The organism is Streptomyces sp. NPDC029169 (assembly GCF_055563935.1).
In genome coordinates this window covers 187,158-204,331 of record NZ_JBVHXA010000011.1, presented here as the reverse complement: position 1 = coordinate 204,331, position 17,174 = coordinate 187,158, and the positions used below count along the sequence as shown (strand labels likewise).

At 70.0% G+C, this 17,174-nt stretch carries 15 protein-coding genes and 4 pseudogenes; 10 read left to right on the top strand and 9 right to left on the bottom strand.

Features of this window, described 5'->3' with window-relative positions; all coding sequences use genetic code 11:
- Positions 1–153: 153 nt before the first annotated feature.
- Positions 154–3,096 carry an AfsR/SARP family transcriptional regulator gene (locus ACZ4VI_RS21855; RefSeq protein WP_468001451.1) on the bottom strand — a complete coding sequence of 981 codons (2,943 nt, stop codon included), beginning with the start codon at positions 3,094–3,096 and terminating at the stop codon, positions 154–156.
- An 80-nt stretch (positions 3,097–3,176) separates the two neighbouring features.
- On the opposite strand from ACZ4VI_RS21855, the gene ACZ4VI_RS21850 reads away from it, so the two are divergent.
- The 5 genes from ACZ4VI_RS21850 to ACZ4VI_RS21830 all read left to right on the top strand — a co-directional run bounded on the left by ACZ4VI_RS21850 (position 3,177) and on the right by ACZ4VI_RS21830 (position 7,457).
- Entirely contained in the window at positions 3,177–3,722 is a 546-nt protein-coding gene (locus tag ACZ4VI_RS21850) for a carboxymuconolactone decarboxylase family protein (protein ID WP_468001449.1), read from the top strand.
- A gap of 71 nt (positions 3,723–3,793) precedes the next feature.
- Positions 3,794–4,795: a GNAT family N-acetyltransferase gene (locus ACZ4VI_RS21845; protein WP_468001447.1), complete on the top strand. Its 1,002-nt coding sequence runs from the start codon at positions 3,794–3,796 to the stop codon at positions 4,793–4,795.
- Between the two features lie 26 nt (positions 4,796–4,821).
- Positions 4,822–5,394 carry a dihydrofolate reductase family protein gene (locus ACZ4VI_RS21840; RefSeq protein ID WP_468001445.1) on the top strand — a complete coding sequence of 191 codons (573 nt, stop codon included), beginning with the start codon at positions 4,822–4,824 and terminating at the stop codon, positions 5,392–5,394.
- The gene (locus ACZ4VI_RS21835; protein WP_468001443.1) at positions 5,391–6,188 is read left to right on the top strand and encodes a VOC family protein; all 798 of its coding nucleotides are present in this window, start codon (positions 5,391–5,393) and stop codon (positions 6,186–6,188) included. The genes ACZ4VI_RS21840 and ACZ4VI_RS21835 overlap by 4 nt, the downstream gene beginning before the upstream one ends.
- Positions 6,189–6,239: 51 nt before the next feature.
- Positions 6,240–7,457 carry a glycosyltransferase gene (locus ACZ4VI_RS21830; RefSeq protein WP_468001441.1) on the top strand — a complete coding sequence of 406 codons (1,218 nt, stop codon included), beginning with the start codon at positions 6,240–6,242 and terminating at the stop codon, positions 7,455–7,457.
- Positions 7,458–7,705: 248 nt separating this feature from the next.
- Here ACZ4VI_RS21830 and ACZ4VI_RS21825 read toward each other — a convergent pair.
- The 6 genes and pseudogenes from ACZ4VI_RS21825 to ACZ4VI_RS21800 form a co-directional block, all read right to left on the bottom strand.
- Positions 7,706–8,004: pseudogene (locus tag ACZ4VI_RS21825) on the bottom strand (RNase A-like domain-containing protein).
- Positions 8,005–8,013: 9 nt separating this feature from the next.
- Positions 8,014–8,571 (bottom strand): hypothetical protein, encoded by a 558-nt coding sequence (locus ACZ4VI_RS21820; RefSeq protein ID WP_468001439.1) that lies wholly within the window; start codon positions 8,569–8,571, stop codon positions 8,014–8,016.
- 184 nt (positions 8,572–8,755) lie between these two features.
- Positions 8,756–8,998: an RNase A-like domain-containing protein gene (locus tag ACZ4VI_RS21815; RefSeq protein ID WP_468001511.1), complete on the bottom strand. Its 243-nt coding sequence runs from the start codon at positions 8,996–8,998 to the stop codon at positions 8,756–8,758.
- Between the two features lie 162 nt (positions 8,999–9,160).
- Positions 9,161–9,548 (bottom strand): annotated as a pseudogene (locus ACZ4VI_RS21810) (MFS transporter); the annotation flags it as partial.
- Between the two features lie 6 nt (positions 9,549–9,554).
- Positions 9,555–10,019, bottom strand: coding sequence for an ArsI/CadI family heavy metal resistance metalloenzyme (locus tag ACZ4VI_RS21805; protein WP_468001437.1), 465 nt, complete (start codon positions 10,017–10,019; stop codon positions 9,555–9,557).
- 34 nt (positions 10,020–10,053) lie between these two features.
- Positions 10,054–11,424, bottom strand: coding sequence for an NAD(P)-binding domain-containing protein (locus ACZ4VI_RS21800; RefSeq protein WP_468001435.1), 1,371 nt, complete (start codon positions 11,422–11,424; stop codon positions 10,054–10,056).
- A 285-nt stretch (positions 11,425–11,709) separates the two neighbouring features.
- On the opposite strand from ACZ4VI_RS21800, the gene ACZ4VI_RS21795 reads away from it, so the two are divergent.
- Together ACZ4VI_RS21795 and ACZ4VI_RS21790 are read left to right on the top strand one after the other, a co-directional pair.
- Positions 11,710–12,072 (top strand): ArsR/SmtB family transcription factor, encoded by a 363-nt coding sequence (locus ACZ4VI_RS21795; RefSeq protein WP_468001433.1) that lies wholly within the window; start codon positions 11,710–11,712, stop codon positions 12,070–12,072.
- Positions 12,069–12,345, top strand: a pseudogene (locus ACZ4VI_RS21790) (GNAT family N-acetyltransferase); the annotation flags it as partial. The gene ACZ4VI_RS21795 and the pseudogene ACZ4VI_RS21790, both read left to right, overlap by 4 nt.
- Before the next feature lie 9 nt (positions 12,346–12,354).
- On the opposite strand, the gene ACZ4VI_RS21785 reads toward ACZ4VI_RS21790, so the two are convergent.
- Together ACZ4VI_RS21785 and merB are read right to left on the bottom strand one after the other, a co-directional pair.
- Positions 12,355–12,900 carry a DinB family protein gene (locus tag ACZ4VI_RS21785; RefSeq protein ID WP_468001431.1) on the bottom strand — a complete coding sequence of 182 codons (546 nt, stop codon included), beginning with the start codon at positions 12,898–12,900 and terminating at the stop codon, positions 12,355–12,357.
- A 75-nt stretch (positions 12,901–12,975) separates the two neighbouring features.
- Complete coding sequence (merB, locus tag ACZ4VI_RS21780; RefSeq protein ID WP_468001429.1) at positions 12,976–13,956, bottom strand: organomercurial lyase; 981 nt, start codon at positions 13,954–13,956, stop codon at positions 12,976–12,978.
- Positions 13,957–14,041: 85 nt separating this feature from the next.
- Between merB and ACZ4VI_RS21775 the strand changes: the two genes are divergently transcribed.
- The 3 genes and pseudogenes from ACZ4VI_RS21775 to ACZ4VI_RS21765 all read left to right on the top strand — a co-directional run.
- On the top strand, positions 14,042–14,440 hold the full coding sequence (locus ACZ4VI_RS21775; protein WP_468001427.1) for a heavy metal-responsive transcriptional regulator: 399 nt from the start codon (positions 14,042–14,044) through the stop codon (positions 14,438–14,440).
- 76 nt (positions 14,441–14,516) lie between these two features.
- On the top strand, positions 14,517–14,663 hold the full coding sequence (locus tag ACZ4VI_RS21770) for a hypothetical protein (RefSeq protein ID WP_468001426.1): 147 nt from the start codon (positions 14,517–14,519) through the stop codon (positions 14,661–14,663).
- Between the two features lie 906 nt (positions 14,664–15,569).
- Positions 15,570–17,120 (top strand): annotated as a pseudogene (locus tag ACZ4VI_RS21765) (S8 family serine peptidase); the annotation flags it as partial.
- Positions 17,121–17,174 lie beyond the last annotated feature (54 nt).

Sequence of the window (17,174 nt, the reverse complement as noted above, 5' to 3'; positions counted from 1 at the left end):
AACAAAACCTGAGAGAGAAAACCCCAGCCCCCTGGCCCCTCCCCCCCCCCCCCCCCCCACAACCCCCCCCCCCCCCCCCCCCCCCCCCCCCCCCCCCCCGCTGCTGGCTTTCCCCCACCCACCGAACCGGTCGAAGCCGACAGGCAAGGCCCCCTACTTCACCGGCTCCAAGATCACCACGCACTCATTGGGGGCACCATCGGGCTCGTTCGCGGTCGGTGGCAGCCCGGTGAGAAAGGTGCGGATCTCGTCGGCCTCGGGGACGGCGAGGGCGGTGTAGAGGTCAAGGGCCTGTCGGGCGTGTTCGTGGGCGAGGTCGATGCGGCCGAGGTCGCGGTGGACGTGCGCCAGGCCGTCATGGGCGCGGGCCTGCTCGGGGCGGTAGCTGAACTCGCGGGCGAGGGTCAGCGCGGTGTCGTGTTCGGTCGCGGCCTGGGCGAGGTCGCCCATGGACCGGGCGGCTTCCGCAAGGGCGTTGAGCGACTCGGCCTCGTCCCCGGGGAAGTCGAACCTGCGGCTCAGCTCCAGGGCCTGGCGGTGATGGCGCCGGGCCTCGTCGTAGCGGCCTTGTCGTTGGTACAGCAGCCCGATGTTGTTCAGCACGACGGTCTCGCCGATGCGGGATCCCGTCTCGCGGTACACGTGCAGCGCCTGCCGATGGTGCTCGTGGGCGTCCTCGTACCGTCCTTGGCGTTCGTGGACGATGCCGAGGGCGGTCAGGCATCGGGCTTCGCCACCGCGGTCGCCGAGCTCGCGGAAGAGCACGAGGGCCTGCGCGCACTGGTCGTGGGCCTGGTCGTATTCTCGCCGCCGCATGGAGACGCCGCCGAGGGCATGGAGTGCGCCGGCCGCGGCGCCCTGGTCGCCGATCTCGCGCGCGAGGTCCAGGGCGTGCCGGTAGTGCTCGGCCGCTTGCTCGTAGGCGCCGTGCCACCAGAAGTGCACCTGGCCGAGATCGATGAGCGTGCGGGCTTCGGCGGCTGTGTCGCCGCTCCGGCGGGCGGCTCGCAGTGCCAGGCCGCTGAGGGCCAGCGCGTCGGCCTGGTGGGCGTGGCCCAGCAGGTAGCGGTGCAAGGTGGCGGCCAGTTGGCTGGTGTGCGGGAGCCACTCGTGCTCGGCTGCGTACTGGCCGGACGCCATGAGGTTCGCGCGTTCGCTGTCCAGCCAGGTGATCGCCTCGGCCTCGTCCTGTGGGGGCGAGGCTGGGGTATCCGGCGCGGGGATGCGTGGCCTGCGGTTCTTGCCCTCGGGGTAGAGGTGGTCGATGGCCGTGCTCGCGGTGTGGAGATAGTGGTGGAACAGTCGGCCGAGAGCCTCGCGCTGGGCGCCCAGGGGTTCCTGTTCGGCCGCGGTGGCGAGGGCGTGTTCGCGCAGCAGGTCGTGGAAGGTGTAGCGGCCGAGCTGATGTTGCGTCAGGACGTGGGCGTCCAGGAGGTCTTCCAGGAGCGTCTCGGCCTGCTCGAGCGGGAGGTCGGCCAGCGCGGATGCCGCCTCGGGGCTGATGTCACGGCCCGGCTGGAGCCCCAGGAGCCGGAACATGCGTTGCTGATCCGGAGTCAGCTGCTGGTAGGACAGCGTGAACGCCGCTGCCACTCCCCGCTCCGAGGTGGCCAGCTCGGAGAGTCTGCGGCGCTGGTCGCGGAGGCGGTCGGCCAGGTAGGCGACGGTCCAGCGGGGGCGATGGTGCAGGCGGGCGGCGGCGATGCGGACGGCCAGCGGCAGGAATCCGCACAACTGCAGGACGTCGAGGACGGCCAGGGGTTCGGCGGCCGCCCGTTCGCCGACGATCGCCGTGAACAACTCCTCGGCGTCCGCGGCGGGCAGCACGTCCAAGGACAGGGCGTGTGCCCCGTCCAGGTCGGTCAGCCGCCGGCGGCTGGTGATCAGGATGAGGGCGCGGGAGGCTCCGGGCAGCAACGGGCGTACCTGGTCGGCGCCGAGGGCGTTGTCCAGCACGGCCAGCACGCGACGGCCGGAGAGTTCGGACCGCCACAGCGCGGCGCGATCGGCGACCGACGCGGGTATGTGTGCGGCGGGCAAGCCGAGTTGGCCCAGGAGGACCTCGAGCGCGGCACCGGCGTCGAGGGGAGCCTGGCCGGCGGTGTGCGCCTGCAGGTCGATGAAGAGCTGTCCGTCCGGGAACTGGTCCGCGAGGCGGTGCCCCGCATGGACCGCGAGCGTCGTCTTGCCGACCCCGGCCATCCCGTCGATCGCCGAAATCGTCACGACACCCCCGTTGTTGCCCGACCACAGGCGGATCAGCCCGTCGAGCTCGCCTTCGCGTCCGGTGAAGTCCGGGACGTCGTACGGCAGGAAGTTGATCCCCTGCGGCTTCGGCGGCGCGGTGACCGGCGGCCGCAGATCGGGGGCGTCCCGCAGGATGTCCTGTTCGAGCTTGCTGAACGCGTGGCCAGGGTCCAGTCCCTGCTGTTCGGCCAGGGTCGCCCGGAAGGTTCTTGCCACCTCCAACGCGTCGGTTTGGCGTCCGGCTCGGTGCAGGGCGAGCATCAGCTGGCAGCAGAGCCGTTCCCGCAAGGGGTTGGCCGCCACGTGGACGGACAGTTCGTCGATGAGGTCATCGTGCCGCCCCCGGGCCAGTTCCACCTCGGCCAGGCGCTCGACGGCGGTCAGCAGCTGCCCGTTCAGACGTGCTCTGGCGCTCTGGACGTAATGGGCGGTGATGTCGGCCAGCGGCTCTCCCCGCCACACCGCCAGCGCGGCACGTATCCGGTCCGCGGTGTCCCCCGGGTCGTCGGAGACGGCCGGTGCCTTGGAGATCAGGCTGGTGAACTCGTCCAGATCGAGTTGTCCTGGCTCGGGGTTGATCACGTACCCGGCCGGCCGCGTGGCCAGCATCCGGTCGGCTTCCGAAGCGCGCAGCATCCGTCGGATCGCGGCGATCGTGGTCTGGATCTGCGCGCGGGCGGAATCCGGCGGCAGCGGCCCCCACATCGCATCGATCAGGCGATCCGTGCTGATCGCGACCCCGGCATGCAGCAACAGGTAGGCGAGTACCGCGCGATGACGGGGTGCCAGCCCGGGCGCGTCCGAACCGGGAGCAACGGCCTCCACCGGACCGAGGATCGTGAACCGCATGCCGTCACTCCAGGGGTCACCGTTGCGTGCATCGAAGAAGCATCGGGAATGTATCAAGATCAACCGGCAGGGTTACCGGCATGCAACGACTCCACACCGTCGAACCGGAGATCGCGACCGGTGAGACCGCAGCTCTGTTCACTGCCACACACCAGGCCCTGGGGGTCATCCCCAACCTCGCCAGGGTGATGGCCAACAGCCCGCCCGTGCTGAAGGGGTACGTGGGCGTCGTCACCGCCCTGAGCGCGGAGGGAACCCTGTCGGCGGACGTGCGCGAGCGCATCGCGTTGCTGGTGGCGCAGGAGAACGGGTCCGACTACTGCCTGTCCGTGCATGCGTTCCGCGGGACCAGGACGGCCGGGCTGAGTGCGGCCGAGGCCACCCGCGCGCGCCGCGGCAAGGCCGACGACCCCTGGGCCGCCGCTGTCCTGGAGCTGGCCGCCGTGATGGTCCGTGACCGCGGAACCGTCACCGACGAGCAGCTGGCCACGGCCCGGCGCGCCGGGCTGTCCGACGGGCAGATCGTCGAGGTCATCGCCCATGTCGCTCTCAACGTGTTCACCAACTACCTCGCCACGGCCGCCCGTGTCGACATCGACTGGCCGCTCGTGCGCCACACCGACTGAAAGAACGCGAACGCGAGCACGCCCTCGCGCTGTCCCGAAGTACGACCGACTCGACCACGAAGGCCATCACCTTGCCCACATCAGTACACGTCAATCCGCTCCAGCACGTTTCGGCCGCCGAAGCCATCGCGTGGCATCAGGTCGTCGCCGCCTCGACGGCCCACGACCTGCCCGGAGCGCCGACCCCCGACCCCGGACAGATCCACGCCCAGCTCACCGGGCCCGCTCTGGGCAGCCACCGGCTGACCTGGCTTGCCACCGGTGCGGACGGCGTCCCGGTCGGAATCGCCGGCCTGCGGGTGTTCACCTCCCCGGGCCAGGAGCACCTGGCCGAACTGGAACTCCACGTCGCCCCCGCACACCGCCGCCTGGGAACCGGCTCCCTCCTGCTGTCGGCGGTCGTCGCGGCCTGCCGCAGCGAGAACCGGCGCAGCCTGATCGCCGCGGCCGCGGCCGACAGCCCGGGCGAGGCGTTCAGCGAACGCCACGGCTTCCGCCGGGCACTCACCCTGGATCACCTCATCCTGCGCCTCGACGAGCCGGCCGAGGCCGACCTGCCGCGGATCGCCGATGCCGAGCACCCCGGCTACCGTCTGACCGGCTGGACCGGAACGGTTCCCGACGACCTCGCCGACGCCTTCGCCGCCGCCAAGAACGCGATGAACGACATGCCCGTCGGAGACCTGGACTACGGCAACGCGGCGTGGGACGCCGACCGCGTACGGGCCATGGCCCAGGTGGTCGCCGACCGCGGGGACACCCTGCTGACCCTCGCCGCCGTCCACGACGACGGCACCATGGCCGGCTACACCGAGATCCTGATCCCCCAGGGCTCGGCGCCGCGCGCCCAGCAGTACGACACCGCGGTCGTGCCCGCGCACCGCGGCCACGGCCTCGGGTTATGGGTCAAGGCCGCCATGGTGCGGCGGCTGCGCGCCGAGCACCCCGGCGTCGTCGAGATCGAGACGGACAACGCCGACGACAACGTCCACATGCTGGCCGTCAACCACCGGTTGGGGTTCCGCTCCTACCGGCGCACGCGCGAGTTCCAGCTCGACCTGCCCACGACCTGATCCATCTCGAAGAAACGAGCACCCACATGCGCAGACTGACCTACTACATCGCCGCCACCCTCGACGGCTACATCGCCGGTCCCGACGGCGAGTACGACTTCTTCCCCTTCGAGGGCGAGGAGGCCGCGGCGATCCTGGCCGACTTCCCCGAAACGATGCCCACGCCCGCACGTGCGCCGCTGGGGATCGCAGACCGGGCCGCCGAACGGTTCGACACCGTCATCATGGGCCGCGCGACCTACGACCCGGGCCTGAAACTGGGGTGGACCAGCCCGTACGCCCACCTGGAGCAGTACGTCGTCTCCCGCACGCTCACCAGCCCCGATCCGGCGGTGACCGTCGTCGACGACCCGGTCGAGCTCGTCCGCGAGCTCAAGCAGCAGGACGGCCTGGACATCTGGCTGTGCGGCGGCGGCAAGCTGGCGGCCGTCCTGCGCGACGAGATCGACGAGCTGATCATCAAGCGGCACCCCATCGTCCTCGGATCCGGCATCCCCCTGTTCGACGGCCCCTTCACCCCGGCGAACTTCGTCCCGGTCGGCACGCGGTCCTTCGACTCCGGCCTCACCATCACTCACTTTGCGAAGGTGCTGTCATGAACGTCTCCTCCTCCACCCTCTCCCTGACCGTCGCCGACGTGGACGCCTCCCGCGAGTTCCTGTGCACCCACCTCGGCTACGAGGTGGCCATGGCTGACGACGGCTTCGTGTCCCTGACGCGCGGGGACGCCGCCGTCGACGTCGTCCTGCTCCGCGGAGGTACGGACGTCCTCCCGCCCGAGCAGCGCGACCAGCGGGCGGCCGGTCTGATCCTGGCGCTCACCGTCACCGACCTCGCGGCGGAGGAGGCCCGGCTGCGCGCGGCGGGCGCCCCCATCACCATGCCGCTGCGCGAAGAGCCTTGGGGCGAGCGGCTGTTCCAGATGACCGACCCGAACGGTGTCGTCGTCCAGCTCGTCGAATGGGCGGCCACCGACGCCGCCGACGCCGCCGATCCGGCCGACAACGACGAGAGCGCCGCCGTGATCGTGATCACGCCCTCCACCGACCACGTCACCATCTCCCCGAACGCGACCATGGCCGGTCTGGCGGCCCCCAGCCGCGGCAGCACCGAACTCAGCACCTGGACGGTCACGATGGACGCCGGCGCCACCGGCCCCGAGCACTCCATCAGCCGTGAGCAGGTCTGGACGGTCACCGCGGGCGCGCTGGAGGTGACCTGCGGCGGCCGTACGGAGAAGGTCACGGCCGGCCAGACCCTGATCCTGCCGCCGGGCCGCCTCCGCCGGATCCACGCCCCGGAACAGGCCGAGGCCCACGTCTCGATGCCCGCCGACGGGGTCGCCTCCGTTCCCGGCACCGAGGGCACCCGTGAACTGCCCTGGGCTCGGTGACTCAAGAGACACTGCTGATCGCTCAGACCACAGAAAAAGGAGATTCACGAAGTGCGTGTGCTGTTGTCGACGTATGGGTCGCGTGGGGACGTCGAACCGCTGGTGGGGCTCGCGGTGCGGTTGCGGGAGCTCGGCGCGGAGGTGAGGGTGTGCGCGCCGCCGGACGAGGACTTCGCGGAGCGGCTGGCCGGGGTCGGCGTGTCCGTGGTGGGTGTCGGGCAGTCGGCACGCGCGCTGACGACGGCGGCTCCGCCGCCGTCGAAGGACAATCTGCCGCAGCGCGCGGCAGAACTGATCGCCAGTCAGTTGCAGGTGATGCCCGCGGCGGCAGAGGGGTGCGACGTGCTGGTGGCGACGGGGGCGATGCCGGCTATCGCCGGTGCGCGGTCGGTGGCCGAGAAGCTGGGCATCGGCTACGTGTCCGCGATCTTCCAGCAGCTGACCCTGCCTTCGCCGCAACGCCCGCCGCTGGCATATCCCGGGCGGCCGTTCCCGCCGGAAGTGACCGACAACCGGGCACTGTGGGAGCTGGACGCCCAGAGCATCAACGCGCTGTTCGGTGAGGCGCTGAACACCAGCCGGGCGTCGATCGGCCTGCCCCCGGTGGACAACGTCCGCGACTACGGCTTCGGTGACCGGCCGTGGCTGGCGACGGATCCGGTACTGGACCCGTGGCTGGAGACGCCGGACCTCGACGTCGTACAGACCGGCGCGTGGGTGCTGCCCGACGAGCGGCCGCTACCGGCGGAGCTGGTGGCCTTCCTGGATGCCGGCGCGCCGCCCGTGTACGTGGGGTTCGGCAGTATGGCCGTGCGCGCGGGTGAGGGGGCGGCCCGGGTGGCCATCGAGTCGGTCCGCGCGAACGGCCGCCGGGTCCTCGTCGGGCGTGGCTGGGCGGAACTGGGCCTCATCGACGACCGGGACGACTGCTTCGCCGTCGGCGAGGTCAACCATCAGCAGTTGTTCGGACGAGTGGCTGCCGTCGTGCACCACGGCGGTGCGGGTACAACGACGACGGCCGCCCGGGCCGGCGCTCCGCAGGTGGTGGTGCCCCAGTTGGCGGACCAGCCGTACTGGGCGGCCCGAGTGGCCGAGCTGGGCATCGGCGTAGCGCACGACGGCCCGGTTCCGACGGTCGAGTCCCTGTCGGCCGCGCTCAAGAGAGCCCTGGACCCAGAAACCGGCAGCCGGGCGAAGGCCGTGGCCGGCAGGGTCCGCACCGACGGGGCGATGCTGGCAGCAAGACTGCTCCTCGACGCCGTCAGCTGAGGAAGTACTCGCCGATGCGCAGCCGCAGGCGCCGGGCGGATTCCGCGCGTACTCCCGGAGTTGTTGCTCGGCGACGGAAAGCACCCAGGGCCTGGTGTGCCAGGTGTGCCGGAGGTAGGCCTGAAGGGCCGGCGGCGGCAGGTCCGGTCCGGACTTTCGGGTGCTGTCCGACGAAGGCTGTGACGACGACGTCCAGTTCGCCATACCGGCGGTCGAACTCAAGGGGCTTCATGGACACTACGGCACCCTCAGAGGCAGATCGGGTAGGTGGCGTGCACGACGAAGCCGTGCGGACCGACGCTCCTCGCCGCAGCGTCACCCGTGCGGCCCGCACATCGACGGGCTCGCGGCCGACGAGCATCATCGCCTGCAGCAACACGCGCCCGACGGGCTCCTCACGGGACGGCCAGGCGGCCTCGATGCTGAGCCTCGGGCGCGTGCCCTGGGCCAGCCAGCGGTGTACGGCCTGCTCGTTGCGTGTGACGACCTGCTGGGTACACCACTGTGCGGTCGCGCGGTCGGGATAGGTGGCGGAACGGGTACGCACGGGAAATCCTCAGTCGATCGTAAAGCCCCAGAAGATGCCGACTTCCGTGGCGGAGACAGCGATTACACCACAGTCCATTACGTGGCCGGTGAAGCCCTCATAAACACCCTCTCGGCGGAACATGTCGGCGTGGGGATCCTCGCGTGCCGTCGCCGCGTTGGTGAAGAACAGCGCGTCGGCTCCGAACCTTTTCAGGATCACGTTCGCGTGGGAGGTGAGTTCCGCCTCTCGCGCAGCAAAATCCGGGATGTCCTCCACTTGGAACCAATCCCCCTGGAGTGTGACCAGGATTTGTTCCGCCCCCGCGCGGGACACGGGGAAAACTCCGTTGAAGTCGCCCGGCGTGACAGCGCTGAACGGATTCTCCGGTCCGGTCCCGTAGTCACCTCCTTCCGGCGCCACGGCAAGCCTCGGCCAGCCACGCGGATCGTCCGTCCGCAACTGCAGGACGTCGAGGGCGTCCATGCGCCAGTCATCGCGCCGCCGCCCGCCCACGGCCGCGAACATGCCGTCCCCGAACAGCGCCCGCAGGGAACGGCTCCACGAGGCTTCGTCGATCTGATTCACGGGCTGTGTCCCCATGTCCAAAGAGTGCACTACGGGTGTTGGGTCTTATCGGTGGGCATCGAGGTGAGCACGACGAACGGCGGCGTGCTCCCCGGGTTGGGCCGCAGGACGACCTACACGTTGGTCACATCACGCGCTGCGGTGTCGCCCCGGTCCCACGACCGTCCCACGGTGTCGTTCGTCGTCAGGAGAAGCGCGACGAGTTCGGCCCGGGATTGCCCGCGAGCCAATTGTCGATCTTCCTTTGATTCGACGGTTCGTCCAGAGCCGCCTGACTATACCGCTGGGCGTCCGCGAGGTTCTCGAAGGACGAAACGGCCTCGGGCCGGATGCCGTTGGGCCTGACGATCTGCTGGTCCCTCAGCCGCTGCTCCAATTGCTCGTCCGTCTTACCCACGTGCTTGTCCACGACGTGCGACCCGACCATGGCCTCCTGGTTCGCGAGGTCGATCGGGTATTTGTGATTGCTTTCGTCGTCCCCGGCCACGGTGTAAAGGGGATCGTCCGTGAAATCAGTGGTGTCGATGTGCGGCAGAGCCCAATCGGGCAGCGGCATGCTGGGGGTCCCCCCGGACGGAGTCTGGGGGAGGGTGACCGCGGCGAACGCGGGGTGGTAGAAGGTGGCGGCCATGGCGAGCCCTGCCAGGATCCAGCCGGCGAAGAACACCGGCAGGTTGGGGGCCAGGGCCACGATCACGAGACTCAGGGTGCCGACGGCAGAGCCTGCGGTCATGACCGTGCGGGGTCCGCGGTGGTCGATGATCCTGCCGACACGGATTCCGGCGACGCCGGAGACGACCAGGGCGAGCGAGAACGCCGCCATCGTGATGCCCGTGGACCAGCCGGTGTCGGCTGTGATCTGGGGGTTCAGGACGGGGAAGGCGTAGTAGACGATTCCCCAGCGCGGGCAGCACGGCGCGGGGCCGTGACCGGTCCCCTGTTCCGGTCGTGGCCCCGCGGGTGTGAAGGTCGGTCATTACAGGTCAGCAGCAGCTGCCGACGGTGACTGGTTCGCGCGCATCGGTCTCAGCGGTGGCCGGGCTGGAGCAGCATGTGCTGCCCTGTTGCTCGGCCAGGGTGTCGGCGTCGGCTTTGACGACGTACACCTCCCACGGCTCGCGGCCGGGGCCATGGACCCAGACCTTGTCCTGGACGGCGTAACAACAGCTGGTGTTGTTCTCCTCAGCCGTCGCCAGTCCTTCCTCGCTCAGCCGCGTGGTCGCGGCGTGGACGGCCTCGGAGTTGTCGACTTCTACACCGAGGTGATCCATGCGAGTGTCCTCGTCAGCGGCGCCTTCGATGAGGACGAGCTTGAGCGGCGGTTCCGCGATGGCGAAGTTGGCATACCCGTCACGGAGCTTGGCCGGCTCGGCGCCGAAGAGCTTCGTGTAGAAGGCGACGGATGCCGCCAGGTCCGGGACACGCAGGGCGAGTTGTATGCGGGACATCACGGTCCTCCTGCTGTCGGTGGGTGGGGCAGGGTCAGCAGCCGCCGGAGGCAGCCGGGGCGCCGACGCCGATCTGGAGTGTGGCCGGGGCCGCGCAGCAGCCACCGCCGTCGGCCGCTGCTTCGGTCTGCGGCTGGTCGAAGAGGCCGGCACCGCCACAGACACCGGTCTCCGGCAGGACCAGCTCGACGCGCTCGGCAGACTCACGGTCGCCGGCGATCGCGGCGACGACGGAGCGGACCTGCTCGTACCCGGTGAGGGCGAGGAAGGTCGGCGCGCGACCGTAGGACTTCATGCCGACCAGGTAGACGCCCTGCTCCGGGTGCGACAGCTCCTTCACGCCGTGCGGGTAGACCGTGCCGCAGGAGTGCTGGTTCGGGTCGATGAGCGGGGCCAGCTCGACGGGGGCCTGGAGGCGCTCGTCGAGGCCGAGGCGGAGCTCGTCGAGGAACGACAGGTCGGGGCGGAAACCGGTGAGGACGATGACCTCGTCGACCGGGTCCAGGCGGCGGCCGTCCTCGGAGACCAGGACCAGTCGCTCTCCTTCGCGCTCGATCACGTCCGTGCGGAAGCCGGTGACGGCATCCGCGTGGCCTTCGTCGACCGCGGCCTTGGCGGCGAGGCCGAGTGCGCCGCGGGCGGGGAGCTGATCGGCGGTCCCGCCACCGAAGGTCGAGCCGGAGATGCCCCTGCGCAGGATCCAGGTGGCGTGCGTGCCGGAGCCGTCCTCGGAGTTGGCGAGGCCGGCGAGGGAGGCGAGCGCGGTGAAGGCGGAGGCGCCGGAGCCGATGACGGCGGTGCGCTTGCCCGCGTAACGGGCCCGGACCTCAGGGTCCTTGAGGTTGGGGACACGGTAGGAGATGCGGTCGGCCGCTGCGCGCTCGCCAAGGGCCGGGAGCCCGTCGCCGCCGGCCGGGCTGGGGACGGCCCAGGTGCCGGAGGCGTCGATGACGGCGCGGGCGAGGATCCGCTCCTCTCGGCCGCCGGCGTGCTGGATGCGGACGGTGAAGGGCTGGGTCTCGCGGTCGGCGTCGACGATCCGATCGCGTCCGACACGGGAGACGCCGGTCACCCGGGCAGCGAGGAGCACCTTGTCACCGAGGGCGTCAGCAAGCGGCTGGAGGTACTTCTCGGCCCAGTCGCCGCCCGTCGGGTAGGTGCCCGCTTCCGGCTTGACCCAGCCGGTGGGGGCAAGGAGCTTCTCGGCGGCCGGGTCGGTCACCTCGCCCCAGGTCGAGAACAGCCGGACGTGCGCCCAGTCGCGCACCGCCGCACCCGCCTGCGCACCAGCCTCCAGGACCAAGGGCTCCAGGCCGCGGTCGACGAGGTGGGCGGCGGCGGCCAGACCTGCGGGGCCGGCCCCGATGACCACGACGGGCAGCTGCTCGGCGGCGGTGGCGTTCATGACGATTCCCCTTTTGCTTCGACGTCCGTCGATCTCTTGCGCTCTCAGCATGGCACCTGTATCGATAGGCGTCAACATAGACATTCATCAATTTGGAGGCTGATCCAGTGGAGCATGTCGACGTCGCCGTCATCGGTGGCGGCCAGTCGGGCCCGGCCACCTGCCGTCGACATCCCTGCGGGGCGTCGGCAGTGACGCCCCGCAGCGCCGCACGACGGCTGGCCCAGCAGCTGCGCCGGGCGTAGCCCCCTGGGCTCTTGGTTCGACATGTGTCAACATAGACGTATGTCGAATGTGAAGGTGCTGCCGCTGCTGGAGCCCACCGTCGAGCCCTGCTGCCCGCCACTGAACGAGCGACCCCTCACGGCGGAGGAGGCCGAGCGGACCGCCGTCATGTTCAAGGCGCTGGGCGATCCGGTCCGGCTGCGGCTCTTCTCCGCCGTCGCCTCGCACGAGGGCGGCGAGGCGTGCGTATGCGACATCTCCGACGTCGGCGTTTCCCAGCCGACCGTCTCCCACCACCTGAAGAAGCTCAAGGAGGCCGGGCTGCTCTCCTCCGAGCGGCGCGGGACCTGGGTCTACTACCGCGTGGAGCCCGCCGTCCTCGCCGCCATGGGCACGCTCCTCACCAAGGCGGCCGTGGCGTGACCATCGCGACCACCGTCGTCGTGCCGCTGACCGCCGCGCACGCCGACGAGGTCGTCGCGATCTACCAGGGCGGCATCGACGAGGGCAACGCCACCTTCGAGGTCGAGTCCACCGAGGCGGCCGGGATCTGGGCCGTCCAGTCCGGCATCTTCCCGGAGAACACGGCCAGTCTCGCCGTGCACGAGCAGGCCGGCTTCCGGGTCATCGGCACCCCGTGAGCGTGTCGGTCGCCACCACAGCATGTGGCGGGACGTGGTCTTGTTGGAGAGCCGAGTCCGCAGGTCAGTCGACGTTCCCGCTGCCGAAGGTGAGTTGGCGGCGGTGGAAGTCGAAGTGCTGGGTCGGGTAGCGGTAGACGTCCGCGAGGGTCATGTAGTCCTGGAAGAAGGGGTCCCAGCGGACGGGGTAGTGCATGCCGCGTGCCAGGTCGGCTTCGGACTCCTTCTCCAGGTGGCGTTCCAGGGAGCCGGTGACCCGGTCGAAGGCGGCGGCCATGCGGCGCGGCCCGTAGACCTTCACCGCGCCGCACGGACCTAGGTAGTTGACCAGGTCGAACGGCACGGTGGCGGCGTCAAGCACCCGCGCGAACACCCTGCTCGCCCGGCGTGGGAGTCGGCCGAAGACGCGCACGAGGATCAGCAGCGCCCGGACGACCATGTAGCCGAAGAGCATGTGCCATAGCAGCTGCTCGTTGGTCCACTTGGTGCCGTCGGTGGGCCGGGCCAGGTCGTCCCTCGAGGCTGTGTCGAGGAGCCGGTGAAAGGTCTGGCGGGCGCGCTCGTAGTCGTCGTACACGGCCTGCCGGTCCATGGGGCCCGCGTTCGTCATGGCCTGCCCGCTCTCGTCACCCGGGCTTGGATGATGCCCGCTCCGGGGCGGTCTCTCACCCGGCCGCTGCTGTGATCAGTCGTCCTGGAGGAGCGGACGGAAGGTCTGCTTCCCGATCTGCACCGCGCGGTCCTGGCTGACGATCCGGCCGCTGACTTCGGGGTTCTCTCGCTGCCATTGCCCGGCCGTGGTGCGGCAGGTGAAGAAGTTCAGCACGTCGCAGCACACCGCGGCAGCGGGCCCGCTGCCTTCGCGGCGGCCGATGAACACGACCGCGTCCGCAGGTTCCCACAACGGGGTGCCGCCGGCGAAGGTAACGGTCACCGGCTGCCCGCTGACGGGGTCGGAGGAGGAGATCCGTACGTCCTGGCCGTCGAGCATGGCGCTGATGCCCAGGGCGTCGACGGCGCACATCGACCACGCCTCTACTCCGCTCGCCAACCGGACCCGGTGCGGGGTCTCGACCGCCGAGAACGGGTAGGCGGCCCGGATCCGCCCCTCTTCGTCGAGGGCCAGGAAGTCCTCGCGGTCCAGCTCGGCCAGTACGTCTGCGGCTGTGCGGCCGGCTGGGGCGGCTACGGGTTCGAGTGCAGCCGGCTGTGGTGCCATGCCGTGGGTGGCGAAGTGCCGCAGCACCGCCTGGTGGACGGCGCGCAGTCCGCGTTCGGCCGGAGCGCGTCGACCGCGGCGGGCCCGGCCGATCGGATCCAGCAGATCCGCCTCGCAGCACTCCAGTCCCTCGGCGGCTGGGACGGAAGTCGTGCCGGACAGCGCCTGGCACAGAGCCTGGACGCTGGGGGCCCCGTCCGCGCGGCCGTCCGCATCGCGGTAGAGCCGGCAGGACACACTCGTCGGGGCGTCGGGCACCGCGAACGGGTCGACGCCGTCGAGGAGCACCGTCGGCGAGCCTGTCATGCCCCAGCGGGCGGCTTCGGCGTCCTCGCGTACTTCGATGAGCTCCACCTCGGCGCTCTGGCTACCGAGCGCAGCAGTGATCCGCTCGCGTACGACCGGTGCGTTCGGGCAGTCGGGCACCGTCAGAATCGTGATCCGCATGTCCGCAGTCCTCCCGGTCCCTGGCCTGTCGCTCCGACCGTAGACCTTCCAGCGCGCTGGAAGGTCAAGGCGTTAGCGTGGAGGTATGCGTATCGGCGAACTGGCGGTGGCGGGAGGGCTGACCACCAAGACGATCAGGTTCTACGAGCAGGCCGGACTGCTTCCCGCGCCGCCGCGTACCTCCGGCGGCTACCGCGACTATCCGCAGCAGACACTCGCCCGGCTCGGTTTCATCCGCGATGCCCAGGCGGCGGGGCTGACCCTCGCCGAGATCCGCTCCGTGCTCACTCTGCGGGACAGCGGGCAGGCGCCGTGCGCCCGGGTCGGTGCGCTGATCGACCAGCATCTGGCGGAGATCGACCGGCGGATGGCCGAGCTGCGCGAGGCCCGCACGGAGCTTCGGGAGCTGGCCCGGCGGGCTGCGGTGACCGATCCCGAGACCTGTTCCGAGGGCGAGATCTGCACCATCCTCAGCCGGCCCTGACACGGTCCGGATCCGCGACGAGGCGGGAAGGCGTACGAAGACGACCCTGTCACAGGCAACCGACACCAACCGGTATGTGAACTCGGTGAACGTCGACGGCGAGAAGCACGACTCCCCCTGGGTGGACGGTTCGTTCACGCGCCGAGGCGGCTCGCTGTCCTTCGAGGTGAGCGCCGAGGCCCACACCCGCTGGGCGACTGACCCGAGCACTCTGCCGAACTGACTCCCGGTCAGGTCCCCCGTGCAGTGGCATCACGCTCAGCCACTGCACGGGGGCCTGACGCATGGCCGGCATGGCCCACCACTTGCGGTGGCTGCCGCATGCCGGGCGACCTTCGAGCGGAAGTGCCGCCACTCTCGGCGGACGCGGGTGGGGGTGAGGATGGCGGCCGACCCGCTCGGGCCGCGCTGCCAAGTTGGCCGGGGCCATAGGTCGCTGGGCACACCTGGCCGGGGGCAGTCGTCCCGGCCGGGTGTTTTTGCGTGTCCAGGGGGATGTCGAGACGCCGGGCGTCTGCATGGTTCGACATTCGTCGGGCCGGCGCTGGGATCGTCTCGACTTTCGACCGATGACGGAGCTGTGCCGCCGGCCATAAAGTCCGCGCGAACCTGTCATCCGGCAGAAGGGACGAACAAAGTCTCGTGCACCGTGTCGTGTCGAACCCCTCGTGTCCCCGAGCACCACCTCGGGGCTGGAAAGCGCCGGCCCCGTCCGGTCGATCCAGATTCTGGAAGCACGGCAATGAACATATTCTCGCGTTCCGTGAGCACGTGCTGGAATCTGCCTTGGACTATGGCGGCGACGGGAAGCCCAACATGATCGCGGTCGACGCCATCCGGTCGGAAGAAGCCGCATAGGGTCTCGAGCTCCCTCGTGGTCATGGACGCCAGTCCGTACTACGGCACGCTGCACCGCGGAACGAGTCGCAGCTGAAGAAGTGAGCCGAGATCTGCCTGATTTAGGAATTCACGATTCGGGTTTGCATCTCTGTAGGAGAGAGCTGTACATGTCTCATCCCCCCTCCACGCCACCATCCCTCTATAGGTCGCGTCCGCTCGCTTTGATCACGACGGTCGGACACCTCTGCGCGCTGAACGTGGCGCTCGCCCTCGCCGCAGAGGAGCTTTGATGCCAAGGATTTCACGTACCCGGCGCACCCTCAGAGGCGCGGCCGCGGTCACCGTCGCGGCCCTGACGCTCGGCGTCGGTCCGGCGCTGCCGGCGACGGCGGCGACGGCGGCGACGGCGGCGAGCCAGGCCGAAGGCACGATCGAGAATGCGGGCGCGCCCGGTGCCATCAAGGATCGGTACATCGTGATCCTGGGCAAGGGTGCCGACGCCGACTCGCGCAAGGGCAAGGCGCTGGCCGCCAAGTACGGTGCCAAGGTCAAGAAGACCTACACCACCGCGCTCAACGGCTACGCCGTCGAGCTGACGGAGAAGCAGGCCAAGCGGTTCGCCGCCGACCCGGCCGTGGAGTCGGTCGTGCAGGACGCGGTCGTCAAGGCGACCGCCACCGGCCCGACCGGCACTCAGCCGTACCCGCCCTCCTGGGGGTTGGACCGGATCGACCAGCGAGCCCTGCCGCTCGACAGCAGCTACACCTACGCGGGTACGGCGGGCAGCGGAGTCACGGCCTACATCATCGACACCGGTGTGCGCATCAGCCACGCGGACTTCGGCGGCCGCGCCAGCTACGGGTACGACGCCGTGGACGGCGACGACATCGCCGCGGACGGCGCCGGCCACGGCACGCACGTCGCCGGCACGGTCGCGGGCTCGTCGTACGGTGTGGCCAAGGCGGCCAAGATCGTCGCGGTACGCGTGCTCGACAACAACGGCGGCGGCTCCATCTCCGGCGTCGTCGCGGGCGTGGACTGGGTGACCGCCAACGCCGTCAAGCCCGCGGTGGCCAACATGAGCCTCGGTGGCGGTGCCAACACGGCGCTGGACACCGCTGTCCGCAACTCCATAGCCTCCGGCGTCACCTACGCCGTGGCGGCGGGCAACGAGAACACCAACGCCGGCACCGTGTCCCCGGCCCGCGTGACCGAGGCGATCACCGTCGGCTCGACGACGAACACGGACGCGCGCTCCAGCTTCTCCAACTATGGCAGCACGCTGGATCTCTTCGCGCCCGGATCGTCCATCACATCTACGTGGCATACCGGCGACACCGCCATCAACACCATCTCCGGCACCTCGATGGCGTCCCCGCACGTGGCCGGAGCAGCAGCGCTCTACCTCGCGGACAACCCCGCCGCCACCCCATCGCAGGTCGCAGAAGCGCTGACCTCCTCAGCCACCACCGGAGTGGTGACCAGCCCGGGCACCGGTTCCCCCAACCTGCTGATGAACGTCGAGTCGTTCCGTTCCGGGCCGCGCGGCATCGTCACGGGTGCCGTCACCGATGGCACCACTCCGCTGGCTTCGGCCAAGGTCACGGTCGGTGATCTCACGGCGACTACCGACAAGCAGGGGCATTACACCTTGATCGCGCCAGCGGGAACGTTTGACGTCAGCGCGAGCAAGTTCGGGTACGCCACCAAGACCGTTTCGGATGTCACCATCGGCGACGGTCAGACCGTGACCGAGAACTTCGCGCTGACCATGAAGCCGCGCGTGAACGTCTCCGGTGTGGTCCATGACGGTTCCGAACACGGCTGGCCGCTGTATGCGACGGTACGGGTCAAGGACGACCCGACGGCGGTCGCCTACACCGACCCCAAGACG

Coding starts and splice junctions, on each gene's coding strand:
- ACZ4VI_RS21855 (WP_468001451.1), bottom strand. CDS start 3,096: ATGCGGTTCACGATCCTCGGTCCGGTGGAGGCCGTTGCTCCCGGTTCG.
- ACZ4VI_RS21850 (WP_468001449.1), top strand. CDS start 3,177: ATGCAACGACTCCACACCGTCGAACCGGAGATCGCGACCGGTGAGACC.
- ACZ4VI_RS21840 (WP_468001445.1), top strand. CDS start 4,822: ATGCGCAGACTGACCTACTACATCGCCGCCACCCTCGACGGCTACATC.
- ACZ4VI_RS21835 (WP_468001443.1), top strand. CDS start 5,391: ATGAACGTCTCCTCCTCCACCCTCTCCCTGACCGTCGCCGACGTGGAC.
- ACZ4VI_RS21815 (WP_468001511.1), bottom strand. CDS start 8,998: ATGGTCGGGTCGCACGTCGTGGACAAGCACGTGGGTAAGACGGACGAG.
- ACZ4VI_RS21805 (WP_468001437.1), bottom strand. CDS start 10,019: ATGTCCCGCATACAACTCGCCCTGCGTGTCCCGGACCTGGCGGCATCC.
- ACZ4VI_RS21800 (WP_468001435.1), bottom strand. CDS start 11,424: ATGAACGCCACCGCCGCCGAGCAGCTGCCCGTCGTGGTCATCGGGGCC.
- ACZ4VI_RS21795 (WP_468001433.1), top strand. CDS start 11,710: ATGTCGAATGTGAAGGTGCTGCCGCTGCTGGAGCCCACCGTCGAGCCC.
- ACZ4VI_RS21785 (WP_468001431.1), bottom strand. CDS start 12,900: ATGACGAACGCGGGCCCCATGGACCGGCAGGCCGTGTACGACGACTAC.
- merB (WP_468001429.1), bottom strand. CDS start 13,956: ATGCGGATCACGATTCTGACGGTGCCCGACTGCCCGAACGCACCGGTC.
- ACZ4VI_RS21775 (WP_468001427.1), top strand. CDS start 14,042: ATGCGTATCGGCGAACTGGCGGTGGCGGGAGGGCTGACCACCAAGACG.